At 34.0% G+C, this 18870-nt stretch carries 16 protein-coding genes and 1 tRNA gene; 10 read left to right on the plus strand and 7 right to left on the minus strand.

Going from position 1 to position 18870, the window contains the following annotated elements:
* Positions 1-71 precede the first annotated feature (71 nt).
* The 6 genes from IPZ78_RS00390 to coaA all read left to right on the plus strand — a co-directional run bounded on the left by IPZ78_RS00390 (position 72) and on the right by coaA (position 6011).
* Positions 72-560, plus strand: a complete 489-nt coding sequence (locus tag IPZ78_RS00390; RefSeq protein WP_225550933.1) for a Fur family transcriptional regulator — start codon at positions 72-74, stop codon at positions 558-560.
* A gap of 126 nt (positions 561-686) precedes the next feature.
* Complete coding sequence (locus IPZ78_RS00395) at positions 687-1961, plus strand: adenylosuccinate synthase (RefSeq protein WP_225550935.1); 1275 nt, start codon at positions 687-689, stop codon at positions 1959-1961.
* 3 nt (positions 1962-1964) lie between these two features.
* Entirely contained in the window at positions 1965-3242 is a 1278-nt protein-coding gene (locus IPZ78_RS00400) for an anthranilate synthase component I family protein (RefSeq protein WP_225550937.1), read from the plus strand.
* Positions 3243-3367: 125 nt separating this feature from the next.
* A complete protein-coding gene (locus IPZ78_RS00405; protein WP_225550938.1) occupies positions 3368-4600 on the plus strand; it encodes a nucleoside recognition domain-containing protein in 1233 nt (410 codons plus the stop codon).
* Between the two features lie 18 nt (positions 4601-4618).
* Positions 4619-4984, plus strand: coding sequence for a methylglyoxal synthase (locus tag IPZ78_RS00410; RefSeq protein ID WP_262903814.1), 366 nt, complete (start codon positions 4619-4621; stop codon positions 4982-4984).
* Positions 4985-5054: 70 nt separating this feature from the next.
* The gene (gene coaA, locus IPZ78_RS00415; protein ID WP_225550940.1) at positions 5055-6011 is read left to right on the plus strand and encodes a type I pantothenate kinase; all 957 of its coding nucleotides are present in this window, start codon (positions 5055-5057) and stop codon (positions 6009-6011) included.
* Here the strand turns inward: coaA and IPZ78_RS00420 are convergent.
* Positions 5998-6870, minus strand: coding sequence for a mechanosensitive ion channel family protein (locus IPZ78_RS00420; RefSeq protein ID WP_225550942.1), 873 nt, complete (start codon positions 6868-6870; stop codon positions 5998-6000). The genes coaA and IPZ78_RS00420 overlap by 14 nt on opposite strands.
* Before the next feature lie 133 nt (positions 6871-7003).
* On the opposite strand from IPZ78_RS00420, the gene IPZ78_RS00425 reads away from it, so the two are divergent.
* Positions 7004-7957 carry an acetyl-CoA carboxylase carboxyltransferase subunit alpha gene (locus tag IPZ78_RS00425; protein WP_225550943.1) on the plus strand — a complete coding sequence of 318 codons (954 nt, stop codon included), beginning with the start codon at positions 7004-7006 and terminating at the stop codon, positions 7955-7957.
* Between the two features lie 91 nt (positions 7958-8048).
* On the opposite strand, the gene IPZ78_RS00430 is transcribed toward IPZ78_RS00425, so the two are convergent.
* From IPZ78_RS00430 to IPZ78_RS00440, 3 genes are all read right to left on the minus strand, one after another.
* Complete coding sequence (locus IPZ78_RS00430; RefSeq protein WP_225550945.1) at positions 8049-9461, minus strand: hypothetical protein; 1413 nt, start codon at positions 9459-9461, stop codon at positions 8049-8051.
* 15 nt (positions 9462-9476) lie between these two features.
* A complete protein-coding gene (locus IPZ78_RS00435) occupies positions 9477-10664 on the minus strand; it encodes a hypothetical protein (protein WP_225550946.1) in 1188 nt (395 codons plus the stop codon).
* Between the two features lie 358 nt (positions 10665-11022).
* On the minus strand, positions 11023-13887 hold the full coding sequence (locus tag IPZ78_RS00440; RefSeq protein ID WP_225550947.1) for a M16 family metallopeptidase: 2865 nt from the start codon (positions 13885-13887) through the stop codon (positions 11023-11025).
* A gap of 94 nt (positions 13888-13981) precedes the next feature.
* On the opposite strand from IPZ78_RS00440, the gene xerD reads away from it, so the two are divergent.
* Positions 13982-14875, plus strand: coding sequence for a site-specific tyrosine recombinase XerD (gene xerD / locus IPZ78_RS00445; RefSeq protein WP_225550948.1), 894 nt, complete (start codon positions 13982-13984; stop codon positions 14873-14875).
* A 37-nt stretch (positions 14876-14912) separates the two neighbouring features.
* Here the strand turns inward: xerD and IPZ78_RS00450 are convergent.
* Positions 14913-14986, minus strand: a tRNA-Arg gene (locus IPZ78_RS00450).
* A 161-nt stretch (positions 14987-15147) separates the two neighbouring features.
* On the opposite strand from IPZ78_RS00450, the gene IPZ78_RS00455 reads away from it, so the two are divergent.
* The gene (locus tag IPZ78_RS00455; RefSeq protein WP_225550949.1) at positions 15148-15972 is read left to right on the plus strand and encodes an alpha/beta fold hydrolase; all 825 of its coding nucleotides are present in this window, start codon (positions 15148-15150) and stop codon (positions 15970-15972) included.
* Between the two features lie 11 nt (positions 15973-15983).
* Complete coding sequence (locus IPZ78_RS00460) at positions 15984-16541, plus strand: hypothetical protein (protein ID WP_225550950.1); 558 nt, start codon at positions 15984-15986, stop codon at positions 16539-16541.
* A 67-nt stretch (positions 16542-16608) separates the two neighbouring features.
* Here IPZ78_RS00460 and IPZ78_RS00465 read toward each other — a convergent pair whose 3' ends face one another.
* A complete protein-coding gene (locus IPZ78_RS00465) occupies positions 16609-17853 on the minus strand; it encodes a sulfate adenylyltransferase subunit 1 (RefSeq protein ID WP_225550951.1) in 1245 nt (414 codons plus the stop codon).
* A 112-nt stretch (positions 17854-17965) separates the two neighbouring features.
* The gene (cysD, locus tag IPZ78_RS00470; protein WP_225550952.1) at positions 17966-18856 is read right to left on the minus strand and encodes a sulfate adenylyltransferase subunit CysD; all 891 of its coding nucleotides are present in this window, start codon (positions 18854-18856) and stop codon (positions 17966-17968) included.
* Positions 18857-18870: the final 14 nt, after the last annotated feature.

The raw sequence follows: 18870 nt of genomic DNA on the forward strand, positions 1-18870 counted from the left end.
TGTTTCACTTTTTTGATTATTTAAAAAAATAGAATAATAATTGGTAAATTTGCTTAGGAGCGAAGAAAAATATGAATCAAGGAGAAAGTTACGAGACCGTAAAAAAAATATTCGAGGCTTATTTAGAGAACAAAAATCTAAGAAAGACGCCCGAGCGCTATGCCATTCTTGAAGAGATATATTCTCGAACAGATCACTTTGACGTGGAGTCATTGTATATACATATGAAAAACAAGAAGTACCGTGTAAGTCGCGCTACTGTATACAATACTTTAGAGTTGTTAGTTTCTTGTGATTTGGTGACCAAACACCAATTTGGAAGAAATATGGCTCAATTTGAAAAATCATATGGATATAAACAACATGATCACGTAATCTGTATCGAATGCAATAAGGTTGTTGAATTCTGTGATCCACGTATTCACCAAATTCAAAGTATGATTGGTGATTTACTAAAATTTGACATCAAACACCATTCTTTAAATCTTTATGGAATATGCTCTACATGTCAAGCTATGAAGGGTTCAGAGAAAAAAGAAGAGGTAGCAGAAGTAATTTAAATTTAATTCTCTATACTTTATTAATAATAGTAAATTTGTTCGGAAAATGGAACTGCCTATTTTCCGAACATTATTTTTTTAATAGAATTGTACAAAATTTCAATCATAATCTCAAAATAATACGCTATGCAAGTTGATGTGCTATTGGGCTTACAATGGGGCGACGAAGGTAAAGGTAAAATTGTGGATGTACTGTGTCCACAATATGATTTGATCGCTCGTTTCCAAGGGGGTCCTAATGCCGGACACACGTTAGAGTTTGACAACAAGAAATTTGTTTTAAACACTATTCCTTCAGGTATTTTCAATAAAACTACTTTAAATTTAATCGGTAATGGTGTTGTAATTGACCCTATTATCTTAAAGAGAGAATTAGATAATCTAAAAGCAGCAGGTTTCGATCCTGTAGGTGAAGGTAAATTGGTTTTGGCTCGTAAAGCGCACCTTATCCTACCGACTCACCAGTTATTGGATGCTGCTTCGGAATCCAAAATGGGAGCTGGTAAAATCGGTTCTACATTAAAAGGAATTGGTCCTACATACATGGACAAAACTGGTCGTAATGGACTACGTGTGGGTGATACTACATTGCCTGATTTTCAAGAACGTTATGAGAAATTGAAAGGAAAGCACTTAGAAATTCTTTCTCACTATGGTGAAATCCCTGAGTTCAAAGAACGCGAAGATGCTTTCTTAGCTGCTATTGAATTTATCAAATCTATTCCACATGTGGATTCTGAGCATTTGGTAAACCAATATTTGAAAGACGGCAAAAAAGTATTAGCTGAAGGTGCACAAGGTACTTTATTAGATATTGACTTTGGTTCTTACCCATTCGTTACCTCATCAAATACAACAACAGCAGGTGCTTGTACAGGTCTTGGTATTGCTCCAAACAAAATTGGTGAAGTACTAGGTATCTTCAAAGCATACTGTACACGTGTAGGTGGTGGTCCATTCCCAACTGAATTGGATAATGAAACAGGAGAAAAATTACGTCAATTAGGTCACGAATTCGGTGCAACTACAGGTCGCGCGCGTCGCACAGGTTGGATTGATATTCCTGCTTTGAAATACGCGATCATGTTGAATGGTGTAACTGAGTTGGTAATGATGAAAGCTGACGTATTGGATACGTTTGAAAAAATCTATGCTTGTACACACTACAAATACAATGGTGAAGTAATCGATTATATGCCTTACGATATCAATTCTATCAAACCTGAGCCTATTTTAGAAGAAATAGAAGGTTGGAATCAAGATTTGACAGGCATACGCACTACAGATGAAATCCCGGCAGCATTGGCAAATTACATTGCTTACTTAGAGAAAGCATTAGAAGTGCCAATCAAATATTTGTCAGTAGGTCCTGATCGTACACAAACTATTGTATTAAAGTAAGACATGGCAAAAGCCATTTTTGAGGTTGATAGTGTTGATTTTGAGTCTAAAGCGTTAGCTTGGGCGCAACAATTTGAACAAATTTGTTATCTTCAGTCAAATGGTTATCAAGATGAATATTCGTCTATCGAAGCTATCTTAGCGGTAGATGCAGCATATACTTTTGAAAGTACTAATGAAGATACTTTCAAAAGATTAGACAATTTTAAAACCAAACATCCTAATCATTGGATGTTTGGTTTTTTTGGTTACGACCTTAAGAATGAAATCGAAGATTTAAAAACTTCATTTCCGAATCCACTAAAATTTCCAGATTGCTATTTTTTTGTACCTAAAACCATAATTAAATTTTCTATAAATTCGATTGAGATACAATCGGATAATCCTGAAGAGGATTATGTCGCTATATCCAATTTTTTTCAAAACGAATCATCACAAAAAGAAAATTTTAATATTGAGATTCAGCATAGATTAGGCAAAGAAGGGTATTTCAAAGCTTTTGAGCGTATAATTTCACATATTCAAAGAGGTGATATATATGAAGTAAATTTGTGCCAAGAATTTTATGCAGAGGATGTAGATATTAACCCTTTAGAGGTTTATAAAAGACTTAACCACCTTTCTCCTACTCCATTTTCTACATATTTTAAAATCAAAGATAAATATATCATATCCGCTTCACCTGAACGTTTTTTGGCTAAGCGTGATGATATTCTTATTTCTCAACCAATTAAAGGTACTGCAGCACGTGGTAATTCAGCTATAGAGGATCAAAAGAACATTATTGAACTTCGAAATAATCCAAAGGAAATAGCAGAAAATGTTATGATTGTTGATTTGGTCAGAAACGATATGACACGGTCAGCTAAACCAGGAACAGTAGCCGCAGAGAGAAAACTTGAAGTGCACAGTTTTAAACAAGTACATCAGCTTATCTCAACTATAACTTGCAGTAAAAGTGATGATATTAGTGATATTGAAGCTATCAAAAACATCTTTCCTCCAGGATCTATGACAGGTGCGCCTAAAATTTCGGCTATGAAATTATGTGATACTTACGAAAACTCAAGACGTGGGGTTTATTCAGGTGCTGTTGGATATTTCTCAGCTGAAGGAGATTTTGATTTTAACGTTGTTATCCGAACAATCCTGTACAATCAGAATGAAAAGTACTTATCTTTTCACACAGGTGGAGCTATCACGATTGACGCAAATGTAGACAAAGAATATAATGAATGTTTACTAAAGGCATCCGCAATAATTCAAACCCTTACTTCTTAATTTTATCGACCAGTATCATAAATTGAAATCGACATGTTCGATTTTCGGTTTATTCTATAAAAACTCAAAATCGAAATTGTAATAATCCGTCAGAACGCTTACATTTACGATGAAATAAAAATTATATGGCTTTAAATTACGTTTGGATTGCCTTTTTTGTTATTGCTTTTATTGTAGCCTTAATTAAACTTCTTTTTTTCGGTGATACCGAAATATTTTCTAATCTTATTAATGGGTTATTTGACAGCGCCAAAACTGGTGCTGAACTTTCACTAGGATTAGTGGGCATCATGACTTTTTGGTTAGGCATCATGAAAGTTGGTGAGAAAGCTGGAATGATTTCGGTATTCGCAAAGGGGGTATACCCTTTCTTTAGTAAGTTATTTCCAGGTATTCCTAAAGGACATCCTGCTAATGGCTCGATCATTATGAACTTTTCGGCAAATATGCTTGGATTAGATAATGCCGCAACACCAGTTGGTCTGAAAGCAATGAAAGAATTGCAAGAACTTAACAAGGAGAAAGAAACTGCTACCAATTCACAAATTATGTTTTTGGTACTAAATACTGCTGGCATCACACTGATTCCAACATCTGTGATTGCACTTCGTATGTCTGCAGGCGCTGCCAATCCAGCAGACATCTTTATTCCAGCACTTATAGGGACTTTTATTTCATTCGTTTCAGGCATGTTGGCTGTAGCTGCATTCCAACGGATCAATTTATTTAAGTTACCAATACTTGTATTCTTATGTATTTTCATTGGATTGATGTGTATCTTATATTTTGGTTTGAAAGATATGCCTCCAGACCAAATGCAAAAAGTAACTGGGTTAATTGGTGGGTTATTGATTTTCTCAATTATAATCCTATTCATAACCTACGGAGCTATAAAAAAAATAAATGTATACGATGCTTTTATTGACGGAGCAAAAGAAGGTTTCTCAACAGCAGTCATGATTATCCCCTTCTTGATTGCTATCCTAGTGGCTATTTCAGCTTTCCGTACGACAGGATGTATGGATTATATTGTTAACGGCATTGGCTCATTAGTTGCTGCTATGGGGCTTGACACACAGTTTGTCCCTGCTTTACCTGTTGGATTGATGAAAACACTAAGTGGTGGTGGTGCTAGAGGTTTAATGGTTGATGTCATGCAAACATATGGTGTGGATTCATTTCAAGGTAGGTTAGCTAGTATTATTCAGGGCTCATCAGAAACAACATTTTATGTATTAGCAGTCTACTTTGGGTCAGTTGGTATTAAGAACACTAGGCATGCTTTAGTCTGTGGTCTAATTGCAGATTTTGTGGGGCTGATAGCCGCTATTGTATTAGCCTATTTATTTTTTGGATAAACCTAAATCATTTATATTATGAAAACAATAGCTTTAATTGCACATGATGGTAAAAAGGCTGAAATGGTAGGATTTGTAAAAGACCATATTGAATTTCTGCGAAGAGCACATATCGTTGCCACAGGAACGACAGGTTCTCTGATTCTTCAGACAGGATTAGATGTGGAGTTAAAACTTAGTGGACCTAAAGGTGGAGATGCACAAATCGCCGCATTAGCAGCAGAAGGAAAAATTGCAGGTATTATTTTCTTCAGAGACCCATTAGGTAAACACCCTCATGAACCTGATATTCAAATGTTAATGCGAATATCCGATTTATATAATGTGCCATTAGCTACAAATCCAGCAACGGGTTCATTGATAATAGAAGGACTATTGGAGTAACAAAATATTAATTTCTACCAAATTTTTTAAGGTAAGACTGTATATTTGCGCGAATAAAATGGAAAGATAGATGTCAACGTTTCAAGAGGAGAAAATATTAAGTAGTCCTTACCATGATTTCAATAGAGAAGAATGGAAAGAACTAAACGGTCATTTCAATCACAGTTTGAATGCAGACGATATTGATCAAATGCATGCTTTAAACGAACCATTGAATACAGAAGAAATTGAAGAAATCTACTTTCCATTAGCTCACCTTATTGAATTACATATAAATCATTACGAGGATATTCGTAATGCTAGTAATAATTTTTTCGATAGAAATCAACAAAAGCTACCCTTCATTATAGGTATCGCAGGATCAGTAGCAGTAGGCAAAAGCACTACAGCACGTGTTTTGCAAAAGGTACTTTCCTTTCTTCCGAATAAACCTAAAGTATCATTAGTCACTACTGATGGTTTTCTCTACCCCAATAAAATATTATCTGATCGAGGAATTCTCAATAGAAAAGGCTTTCCTGAAAGCTATGATACCAAGAAATTATTAAACTTTCTTACCGCTGTCAAGTCCGGAATTTCTACACACATCGTCCCTGTCTACTCGCATCTCGAATATGACATTTTGCGAGATGACACTATACTCATTCAAAATCCTGACATTCTAATTGTGGAAGGGATTAATGTATTACAAGTCAATTCTCAAAAAGGTCAAAGTAACAAAGTTTTCGTATCTGATTTCTTTGATTACTCTATCTATGTAGACGCCAATGAAGAGGATATAATTACTTGGTATATAAATAGATTTGAATCCTTACGCGCTACGGCATTTCAAGACCCTAACTCCTACTTTCATAAATATGCTAACCTTACATTAGAAGGTAGTAAAGAAATGGCATTTCAAATATGGAATGAGATCAACAAACCTAATTTGCATAATAACATTTTACCAACGAAGTACAGAGCAGATTTAATCCTTCAAAAAGCATCAAATCATTTTGTAAATAATGTAAAAGTTAGGAAACTTTAGTTTTAGAATGCTCGAAAATCAATATTTCGCGCAGCACTTCGTTTTCTATTTCACGATGCAATTTATTACTACTACTTATAGCATATAGTTCTATTTTATAGCGGACAAAGTCCTTGCCTATGTCTACAACATGTATTTTGGGTTCTGTATTTTCATCCAGATTAGGGTGATTTATCAATACACTTTGTATTTCCTTTTCAAGTGTCTCGATATCTGTAGCCACACTTAATGGTAACTCGAATTTGACAGTAAATAAATTAGAACGATGAGCTGATAGGTTGACCATAGAATTAGTAAAAACTAAATTATTTGGAACCATTACCATATCATCCTCTTCATTTTGAAGAATAATATTAGCAAATGTTATATCTACTATCCTACCTTTATGCTCTCCCACCTTAATGCGATCTCCTACAGACAGTTGTTCAGAAAACATCACAAAAAGTCCACTCAACATATTTGTAATATAATCTCTAAATAGTACGGCAATAGCCATTGCCACTATTGTTAAGCTCGTCACAAACTGAATTGGGTTAATCCCAAATGCCACCATCAATGCTATAACCAACAAAACTGTATTTATAATCGCTGTCAATCTATTGATACCTAAGACAAAATTACCTCTTACCGAGCGATTAGCATGCCGTGCATTATAAATGGATATAATAACAAAACGTAATATTGATATGACAATACTAGGTATTAGAAAAGTGTTAACACCTCTAAATATCTGACTCAACAATTCACTTTTTTTACTTTCAAAAAAAGTATTATAAACCATCACAGTAATGATAACTGCAATGATTTTCAACACAAACATGTATGGAAAAGTTATCTTTTGTTTTTCTTTAGCCGTCATAAATTGTAAATCTCCAGAGCACTAAACTACTAATTTTAGACATTCAAACCTATTAATGAAGGAATGAAAAACTGTTTTATATTAGGTAAAAATACAGTAACTTAGCCGAGATAAACGACAGTGTTATTTTTATATGAATACGACATTTGATTTTGAGAAGCCGATTGCTGATTTGCAAACGCAAATAGAAAAAGTTAATCAAGTCGCGGAAAAAACAAAAGTAGACATGAGTGCTACAGTTCGCGAATTGGAAGAAAAACTTGAGCAAACTAAGGTGGATATATACAATAACTTGACAGGATGGCAAAAAGTACAGATGTCAAGACACCCAGAGAGACCACAAACTTTCGACTATATCGAAATGATATGTGATGAGTTTGTCGAGTTACACGGTGACCGTACAGTAAAAGATGATAAAGCTATCGTAGGTGGTTTTGCTTCTATTGGTGGGGAATCGGTAATGGTAATTGGACATCAAAAAGGTAAAAACACCAAAGAAAGACAATACCGTAATTTCGGAATGGCTAACCCAGAAGGCTATCGTAAGGCTCTTCGTTTAATGAAAATGGCAGAGAAGTTCAATAAGCCTGTCGTAACATTAATCGATACTATGGGGGCATTTCCAGGCTTAGAAGCCGAAGAAAGAGGCCAAGGTGAAGCTATCGCACGTAACCTATTAGAAATGTCTGTGCTAAAAGTTCCTGTGATCTGTATTGTTATCGGTGAAGGTGCCTCTGGTGGTGCGCTAGGTATAGGTATTGGAGATCGCGTATACATGATGGAAAACACATGGTATTCGGTAATCTCTCCAGAATCATGCTCTTCTATCTTATGGAGAAGTTGGGATCATAAAGAACGTGCTGCTGAAGCATTGAAATTAACAGGTAATGATATGTTAGCAAATGGATTAATAGATGGTATCATTCCTGAACCTGTAGGTGGTGCACATCAAAACCCTGAAGCTGCCGCAGCAAATGTTAAAGCTCAAATTTTAGCTGATTTAACCATCTTAGGCGCTAAAGACAAAGAAACTTTAGTTGCTGAAAGAATAGACAAGTTTAGCAAAATGGGTGTTGTAAACGAATAATAATTCATCTAACCCTATAAAAAAGCCTTCAATTATTAAATTGAAGGCTTTTTCATTTAATCTAACTTTTATTAATAAGCATCCAATAATGTTATGGTTGAAAACTAGTAAATATAAATTGGTCTTTACCCTTATTATATAAATTAATCATTGTATTATTATCTGGTATATAAGTGGTAAATTCAGGAAGCAATGAATCATATTCTATACCACGAGTTGCTGCATAATAATCAAATTTTTCTTTCACGTTTATATCTTCAAATAGATTAAATAACACATGCGGGCCACTTAAATAAATTCTTCCATTAAATGGGGTCATTGAATATGTACGGGAATATCTATATTTAAAGTATGAATGTTTATCAATTGGAACATTTGCTAAAATTTTACCAATTAAATCAAGTTCAAAAAGATTACCTGGACCGTAATAAGATATCGGAGTCAATGAATTTGGGTTCATGGGGTTCTGATTTTTAGCTTGATTTTCCTCTTGTTTTATTTCAGTAAATAAAAAGAATTTATTGTTTTCAAAAAGAACCTTTCTGATAGTGACATCTACAATTTTATTTTTAACATCTTTCCCTATAACAATATCATTATTTGCTAACGTCGTGCCATCCGAAAGATTGTATACTAAAAGATTGGTAAAATCATGAGAAGCCCTCACCGTCTTGTCTACATAATTAATTGCAAAAAGATAGTCTTGATTATTTATATTCAATAACATAGGTTCATGTATCATTAATTTACCATCAATAGTTTTAGTTTCTTGTCCCTTTTCATCTATCACAACAAAATGTTTGTATTCTTTGTAACTATTGGGGTTTCTAACAATAACAACCTTACCAAAATCAGTAGTTAAACAAGAACTTGTTCTAAAATTATCTTCAAAGGTTACAGACTTTTTGAACACTTCATTCATGTTTTCTGTATTATACACAACACAATCAACTTGCTGAGGTTGCTTCTTTATTACTTTATGTGCATATATCACAGTTAAATACTTGCCGTTTGCAGATAATGAACTAATTACATCTCCCGATTTAGATAAGGATTCTATGGGATAACTTGCTAAAATTTTATTACTAAAGGCATCATTTGTTTTATCAAATGTATAGGCATGAATATCTGTCTTCAAACCTTTCTTACTAGAAGATTGGATAAGCGTAACTATTTGATTTGCATTTATTTGAAATGAAGCATTATACGTGTGAATTAATTCAGGTGAAATAGAAAAATCTTGTTCTTTTTCATCAACTAAATTATTAGATTGATCAAATTTTCGAACAATTATTTTACGTTGACCCAATCCAGACCATTCAGATATGACGCTATGTAAGTAATAGTTATAACCATTTGCAAAACATAGTTTTGTGTCCTTTTCAAGTTCTTCTTGAAAACTAAAACTTTCCCCAACTTTTAGGTTATTTTGATTGCCATTTTGTGCTGCTACAATTTGTAATATTAGCAGAATAAAAAATGACAGTATTGATCGCTTTAACATATTTGATTAATTAGATTATTTGTAAATTTCCTTTTCTATATTTTTTAATTCGTTATTCTCTGAAGATGACAAATCCATGTAGATAATATTTTCTTGCATTTGGTTCAGCCATTTTTCTGCTTCTGATTTATTATCCAGAGCAAGATTTAGATTTATTAAATTAAAATAAATCATTGTAGAGATTTTTGAATTATAAACAGCTTTCTTATCCTTATAATCTATTTTAGTTGTATATGTAGCCCACACATCCAAAGCCTTTTTTAATCCAGCTATTGCTGATTCGGTAACAGCTGGATTTGCAGGGTTTATCTTTTTTAAATTTGTTGTAGCGTAAATGTGTGCTTTCTCTAGGTCATCATATTTTCCGTCCTTATTTTTAACAAAGTATAACTTAATAGATTTATCTATAGATTGATACCCCAATTGCTCATTCAAATACACATTAATCTCTTTAACAATATTGTTAATATTTGACTTTTCAATGGTTACTTTGTTTACACTATTACTCGGTGAAGATGATACTAATTTATAATCAGTAAAGATGTTATGATTTAATAATTCTTGACCATTCTTCTTTATGTGAATACTTGTTGGTTGATTACCATGTGTCTGATTGTTATTATCAATAAGATTAAGCTTATCTATTTGGATGTTTATATCGTAAAAAGAACTTGTTTTAGTAAAACCTGAAATTTGAATTTGACTTTCCAAAACGCTATTGTCAATAATTAAATAATTATTCAAATTAGGCTCTGAATAAACGGGTTTTGATGGTGGAAAATATTCTGGCTTAGCTGGAATTCTTAATTTTGGATTCTTATTCTGCTCTGTCAAAGCCAATCGTTCTAATAAACTTAATTTTTTAAATGCTGCATTCTCAATTTCAAACTTTTCTTTAGCTAATACGACTTCATCATCGTATGTTTTCAATTTTTCATTAAATTCAAGTTTACTTTTTTCAACAAGAGCATCAAAGTTTGATAGTTTGTATTGAAACTCCTTCTTAGAGTTTTCAATCACTTGCTCTTTAGTGAGGTTGTAAGGTGAAAGTAGATTTATTTTGTAACTCCTATCATTTATTTCTGTTTTGAATTTAGGAGACAATAATATTTGATAATCTACAGTTTCAGTGTTTATACTTTGTGCTTTAATAACACCTATGTTTAATAATAGAGTTAGCCAAATAATTCGTTTTAATGCCATATGAAAATAGTAAGGTTAAAAAATAAATTTATCAAATAAAAACAAATATATAAATTATAGGTTAATATAATGTTATTCAAAAAATATATAACACTTTGAAATCACCAAAAACCACACGCAAGCACTCGTATTAGGAGATAAAACTTAACTTCTTGCTAACCACTGTTTGAATTAATGAAATATAATTTATTATAAAGAAATTAAAAAATAGATATTGTAAACGAATATTACATTTAGCTAATGCTATAAAAAAGTAAAAGCCTTCAATAATTAAATTGAAGGCTTTTACTTTTTAATCTTTTTTCTAAACTCTTTTGCGAAATAAAAAAGGGAAGCATGGTCCCCTTTTTTATTATAATTATTTAGTTTCTTCTGGAAGAAGGATAAACTTAAATAATTTATCTTCTTTTAGATATTTCTCAGCAACAGCTTTTACAGCAGAAATATTAACCTTTTTCAATTGATCTAAATATTTCAATACTAAAGTAGGGTCTTCTTTCAAACGATAAGCGCCAGAAATTTGACCTAACCAATATCCGTTTTCTTTTAAGTCTAATTCATACTGACGTGTTTTTTCAATAATAAATTTATCTAGATCTACTTGTGTAGGGCCATTTTTCTTGATTTTATTGATCTCGTCTACTGCTGAGTTAATTAGTGACTGATATTTATCTACACTTGTACCAAAACCAATATTAAATGAATATCTTCCGGTAGGGAATTTCGAATACGAAGCTGAAGCTCCTGTACCGTACACTCCACTTTCATCTTCGCGAAGGCGCTCCAACAACTTGATGGAAAGAACCGACTCTAACGCGTCCATAGCCATATTTTCATCATCATTATAGGTATAATCACCCATATAAGCTAGACTTACTTGTGCTTTAGCCTCTTTTCCTTTATTTACTATAACTTGTAAACCTTTAGCTGGAGGTAAAATTTTCAAATCTCTTGCTTGTTCTTTCGTATTTGAAGATGGTAATGATGCCAAATATTGCTCTAAATACGGTTTTATCTCATCTTCAGTAAATGATCCTACTATAGTGAAAGTAAAGCCTGATGCGTCAGCAAATCTCTCTTTAAATATTTCTAAAGTTCTATCCTTATCAATAGACTTTATTTGTTCAGCAGAAGGATTATTTTTACGAATATTATCTCCGTACAACGCTTTATTAATAGCTGTTCTGTATACGAAAGCAGGATCGTCCTCTCTATTTTCCATAGAAGCGACTGTTTTTTCGATAATACCTTGGAAAATATCATCATCCAAACGTGGTTGTGTAAAGTAAGCATAGATTAATTCAAAAGCGGTTTTAAGCCCTTCCTTATCTGTACTTCCTGAAATCCCCTCAGTTCTTTCACCGATTGATGGAGAAATTCCTACATTTTTACCCGCAAGATATTTTCGTATTTCCACTGCATTTAATTGACCAATACCAGAAGAGGATACTATACCCGCAGCATTTGATGCATTCAAATAATCTTTGTCTTCATATAATGAATGACCACCTTCACTAGATGCTGAAATTAGAATTTGATCATTTTTGAATGTTGTAGGTTTCAAAACAACTTTAACCCCATTGCTTAACGTTAGTTCCTTAGAACCAATTGCATCAATTGTTTTAACCGCGGTAACCGCCCCTTTTACTGGTTCTTTAGCTAATAAAGGTAATTTAGAAACCTGATCTTCATAGGCCGTCAATTTTTCTTTACCAACAGCATCAAACCATGAATTTACTACCGACTCCGTAGGCATCTTGTCTTTATCTTTTTCAGGACCTACGATGACGATGTCACGATTGATTTCTGCATAATACTTTTTACCTATAGCTTCCACCTCTTTCAAAGTCAAGGTTGGCAACAATTGTTTAGTTAAATTGTATTCATCTTCCACACTCATTGCCGCATCACCTTTCAAGAAATGGTTTAAATAAGAATTCACATATGTGTCTGATTTTACTTTATCACGTTCTTGATAAGACATTTCATTACCCTTAGCATACATAGCTAGAGCACGTTGAAATTCACTTTCTGTAATTCCAAATTCTTCAAAACGCTTAAGTTCTCTTATCACAGATTTAGTACTCTCTTCTAATTTTTCTGGCTTTGGAACAACAGCTAATGTCATTGCATCCAATAAATCCATAAAATCACCTATAGATATCATAGATTGCAAGAATGGAGAATCAGGTTTTTGACCTATTTCACGCAAACGTCCATTCATCACTTGATTAAATACCCCTTGCAAAAGAGATGTACGGTAATCTCCTACAGTATTTACTTCTGCTTTTGGATGCTTAATAATGATACGCCCAATAGTTTGTGGCATTTCTGCATCTGTGATCACTTTGAATTGATTTTTATTTAGCAAGTCTAAATTAAAATCTTTGCGAGGAGCTATTTTCTTATTCACCTTCATATCAGAGAATAAACGAATAACTTCCTTTTCAATTGCTTGCGCATCAATATCACCTACAATTACTATAGATTGCAAATCAGGTCTATACCACTTTTGATGAAAATCACGAATTAATTGATGTTTAAAACCCATTACTACCTTTTCAGTACCGATAGGCAATCTTTCAGAATACAATGATCCATTAAATAGCACAGGTAACATTTGGTCTTGTATACGTTGACCAGCACCTCGGCTACCACGCATTTCTTCCATAATAATCCCACGCTCTTTATCAATCTCATCATTTTGAAGCATAGCATCTTGAGCCCAATCACGCATGACTTGAAGACCATTTTTTAATAATTCTGGATCATCAGACGGAATTGGTAACTGATATACAGTTTCATTAAAACTTGTGTATGCATTCAAATCCGAACCAAAACGTACACCAGCCTTTTGTAGATAATCTACAAGAGCATTTTTAGGAAAATGTTTTAGGCCATTAAAATTCATATGCTCTAAAAAGTGAGCTAAACCTCTTTCCTCTTCTGTCTCCAAAATAGATCCTACTTTTATACCCAAATACATGGTAACACGCTTTTCTGGCTCAGAGTTTTTACGTATATAGTACGTAAATCCATTCTTTAGTTTACCTACCTTTACATCTTTGTCGAATGGCAAAGGACTTTTCCAAGATAATGTATCTTGACTTAATATTGTTCTTACTTCTGTAGACAGCATTGCATTAAAATTAGATTTAGCTTGCAACGAGCTAAAAGTAGCTGGTAATAAAAATGCTACTGCAAGAGGTTTTAAAAATTTCATTAATTTAGAATGTTAAATACAAGACAAATTAAATATTAATAATTGATAAGAAAAATATATCAGCATAAATTTTACATTTTTTAAGAGTTTTTAGATGAATTGGAATAGTATACTGAAAGATTTCAAGAAATTTTTATCATTTGAACGCAATTTATCCAAAAATTCGTCACTTGCTTATATCAATGATGTAACCAAAATAAAAGTTTATTGTGAGGATAATAATATCGCTTTAGATAAATTGACCACCAAAGACTTTCAAAACTTCTTAGTATGGATTAATGAATTCAATATATCTCCATATTCGCAAGCTAGGATTATCTCGGGGCTTAAATCTTTTTTCAATTTTCTACAGCTAGAATATAATTTTGAAAATAATCCAGCAGCATTAATTGAAACCCCTCGCCTTAATCGAAAAATACCAGATGTATTAAATGTAGCGGAGATCGATAATTTAATTTCAGCAATTGACTTGTCTCATGCAGAGGGACCTCGTAATAAAGCGATGCTAGAAGCTTTATACGGTTGTGGGCTTCGTGTAAGTGAATTGATTGGACTCAAAATATCCAATCTTCACCTGGAAGTGGAATTTATCAAAATCGAAGGTAAAGGAAATAAAGAACGACTAATTCCAATAGGCAATCAAGCTATAAAATATTTAAAAATCTATCTCGACGAAGTCCGACCTAAATTACCTATCAAAAACGGTAGCGAAGATTTTGTTTTTTTGAATCGCCGTGGTGCACCCCTGACACGCGTCATGGTATTTATCATCATCAAAGATTTGGCTGCTAAAATAGGTTTGAAAAAGAAGATTAGCCCACACACTTTCCGTCATAGCTTTGCTTCACATCTGGTCGAAGGTGGCGCAGATTTGCGTGCTGTACAAGATATGCTTGGTCATGAAAGTATTACAACCACTGAAATCTATACGCATATAGACAAAGACTATCTGCAATCTATCATCACGCAGTATCACCCAAGGTCATAAAATGACAAAAGCACCCAGTAAACTAGATGCTTTGCTGTGCACTCCAAGGGAGTCGAACCCCTAACCTTCTGATCCGTAGTCAGACGCTCTATCCAATTGAGCTAGGAATGCTTTTACCCTTACTTTCTGACCAGTGTCGTTCCGTTTTGGTGATGCAAATATGAGGAGATTTTTATTTAATTCAAACTTTTTCTTACATTTTTTCTACTTTAGACGCATATTTATTGGTATATTGTTGATACATAAAGAAATAATTTTTCACTAACATTTATATGGCAGAGCGTACAATTCGATCAGGGAAAGCACATGTGCAAGACATCAATATATCTTACTATATCAAGAAAGCAACCGAACCGGAAGAAAAAGTCATTATCTTTATTCACGGCTTCCCTTTCAACAAAAACACCTGGAAATATCAGCTCGAAGCACTCGAAGATAATATCACAGGAATTGCTATCGATGTGCGTGGACATGGACTCAGTACGAGTGGACATGGATTCTTCAGTATTGACGTCTTTGCAAAGGATCTCGAAGCCTTTATGGACAAACTAGAATTGCAGAAAGTGGTCTTATGTGGTGTTAGTATGGGTGGTTATATTGCTTTACGCGCATACGAACTCTTTCCTGAAAAAATTGAAGGGTTAATTCTCTCGGATACCCACCATAGAGCGGATGACAATGCTGGAAAACAAAAGCGTTTTGATAGCATACAAGCGATTTTGCGCTATGGACGTAGACCTTTTGCTATCGCTTTTATCGATAATCTTTTTACCAAGAAAACCATTCAAGAAAATGAAGAAGTAATTGAACTCATCAAAAGTAGCATACGTCGTAATACCGTACGCAATATTTGTGCTACGCAATTGGCTTTGGCGTCTCGTACAGATTCTACAGAACTGTTATCCAAAATAACTGTCCCTACCCTAATTATCCGTGGTGAACAAGATAAAATCACACCTAAAGCCCTAATGGATGAATTACATCAGGGCATTAAGGATTCTACCTTTGTGGAAATACAAAATACCGGACATCTTCCAAATCTAGAAGATCCTTTAGCTTTTAATAGAGAAATGAATGAGTTTTTGTTGAGGATGTAAGAATCAATCATATGAAAATGTTTTATACCTTCATTCTAATTTTAATCCTATTCCCTTCTTGTAAAAATGATACTAGAGTATTAGATTTTGGTGATTTTACCATAGAAGTTCCTAAAACATGGAAAATAATCAAACAGCAGAGCATAGATAGTTACGTAGGAACAATTGCTATTGATGAAAGAGATACTATATATTTTGATCTAGGTTGGTATTCAAATAATCTTGACGAAAGAAAACCATATGAAATTAAAGATAATAAATTGTATTTAAAGAACTTGCAAAAATCCACAAATACCACTACCTATTTCGACTATATTGGTGAAGTAAACTCTGTAGACACAAATAAATATTTAAAAAATAAATATAGCTTCGATACAATCAATAATCGATTAGCGAAAATTGTAACTCCTAAAATTCCAGAAGATGGAACTACAGGTATATATATGGACAGCTTGTGGGAGGCTGGCAGTGGAGTCGACCGCTTCCAACTTAATGGTAAAAATTTATCTAGAAACAATCATGACAGGCTTTTAAAAGCTATTAAAACATTGAAATTTAAAAGTAAATAATTTTAAATACCCTCCAAAAATAGCTTTCTATATTTAGAGGGTTATTTTACATAAGTTTAAAATAGTCTTATAATAACTCCTCTACCGTTAAGGCGCCTACCGTTAGGTTATTTCGTGGATCAATTATAATACCACGTGCATTTGCTGGGAAATCACGATTGAGATCGAAAACGACTTCTTCAGCAGCTTTGACCGATACACGACCAATATCATTTAGTCTGATATCTTCATCGTAGATGCGTTCTTGTGTATTCACATCAAACTTGTATTGTACTTCAGGGATTTTGATTTTAGTAACTTTGGTTTGATTTTGCAATAAATACACTTGATTCGTATCTAAAGCTTTGTTTTCAAACCAAGAGATATTTGCTTCAAAACCACGTTCCGCATAGGCAGGTTTCTTCGCAGAGACTATAAAATCACCACGCGAAATATCCACATCATCCGCCAAATGCAAGATTACCGATTGTCCATCGTGCGCAGCATCCAAATCTTTTTGATCCAATTCAATACGTTCAATAGTTGTTTGTACAGCACTAGGTAAAATGAGAACAGACTCTCCTACCTTTACGCCTTCACCAATCACACGACCTGCATAACCTCTATAATCAGGATAATCTTCCGATTGGGGACGTACCACCCATTGCACAGGGAAACGCCAGGTATCGACATTGCTTTCTTCGAATTGTACATCTTCTAGATACTCCAATAATGTCGGTCCATCATACCAAGCAATACGTGAAGATTTATCTACAATATTATCCCCTTTCAATGCCGAAACCGGAATAAAATCTACGTGATCAAGTTTTAAATTACCAGCTAACCGCAAATAGTCTGCTTTGATAGTTTCATATACATCTTCCGCATAGTCCACCATATCCATCTTATTGACACACACCAACACTTGTTTTAGTGACAATAGCTTCGCTATAAATGAATGGCGTTTTGTTTGTTCAATCACTCCCTTACGTGCATCAACGAGGATAATAATCAAATCCGAATTGGATGCGCCTGTAATCATATTGCGCGTGTATTGAATATGCCCAGGAGCATCCGCAATAATGAACTTGCGGTTTTCTGTCTGGAAATATTTGTAAGCTACGTCAATTGTGATGCCTTGCTCGCGTTCAGCTTTAAGACCATCGGTCAAAATAGCCAAATCCACTGTTCCATCGTCGTTTTTGCGATTTGCCTTTTGGATAGCTTCCAATTGATCGTCCAAAATCGAGTTGGTATCATATAGTAAACGACCAATTAAGGTACTTTTTCCATCGTCAACAGAACCAGCCGTGATAAATTTTAGAATATTCATTGTTTACTTAGAATTGAGTAGTGAGTATTTAGATGTGAGACGATTACAAAGTCTAAGACTTTATATCTATAATCTAATTTCTAAATCTCCTGTCTAACATCTATTATCCACCTTAAAAATAACCTTGTTTTTTACGCTCTTCCATCGCCGCTTCAGACACTTTATCATCCATACGCGCACCACGTTCACTGACAGTAGAAGCTTTGATTTCTGCAATAATATCATCCAATTCCGTAGCGACAGAACCTACAGCGGCCGTACAAGTCATATCTCCTACCGTTCTAAAACGCACAGATTTATGCTCTACTAAATCTTCCGAATCTATACTCAAACATTCTGCTGCGGCCATCCATTGCCCATTGCGCCATACGACATCGCGTTCGTGACTGAAATAGATAGAAGGCAATGCTATATTTTCACGTTTGATGTAATTCCAAACGTCCAGTTCTGTCCAGTTTGAAATCGGGAATACACGTACATTTTCGCCTTTATGGATTTTACCATTGAAGATATTCCAAAGTTCTGGACGCTGTCGCTTTGGATCCCATTGACCAAATTCATCACGTACAGAAAAAATACGTTCTTTTGCTCTAGCCTTTTCTTCATCACGACGTGCACCACCAATACACGCATCAAAACCATTCTTCTCAATAGTATCCAACAAAGTGACAGTTTGCAGCGCATTACGGCTTGCATTTTTACCTTTTTGCTCGATTACTTTACCTTGATCAATGCTATCTTGCACCAGACCTACAATGAGTTTTTCACCCAGCTGCTCTACAAGCCAATCCCTATATTGTATAGTTTCAGGAAAATTGTGTCCTGTATCAATATGCACCAATGGAAATGGAAATTTACCTGGTCTAAATGCTTTTTTTGCTAAATGAACTAAGGTAATACTATCCTTTCCGCCTGAAAATAGAAGTGCTGGATTTTCAAATTGACCCGCAACCTCTCGAAGTATGTAAATGGCTTCCGCCTCTAAATGATCTAAATAATCCATTCTTTACCTTTATT

The sequence above is a fragment of the Sphingobacterium bovistauri genome (assembly GCF_020295405.1).
Lineage (GTDB): Bacteria > Bacteroidota > Bacteroidia > Sphingobacteriales > Sphingobacteriaceae > Sphingobacterium > Sphingobacterium bovistauri.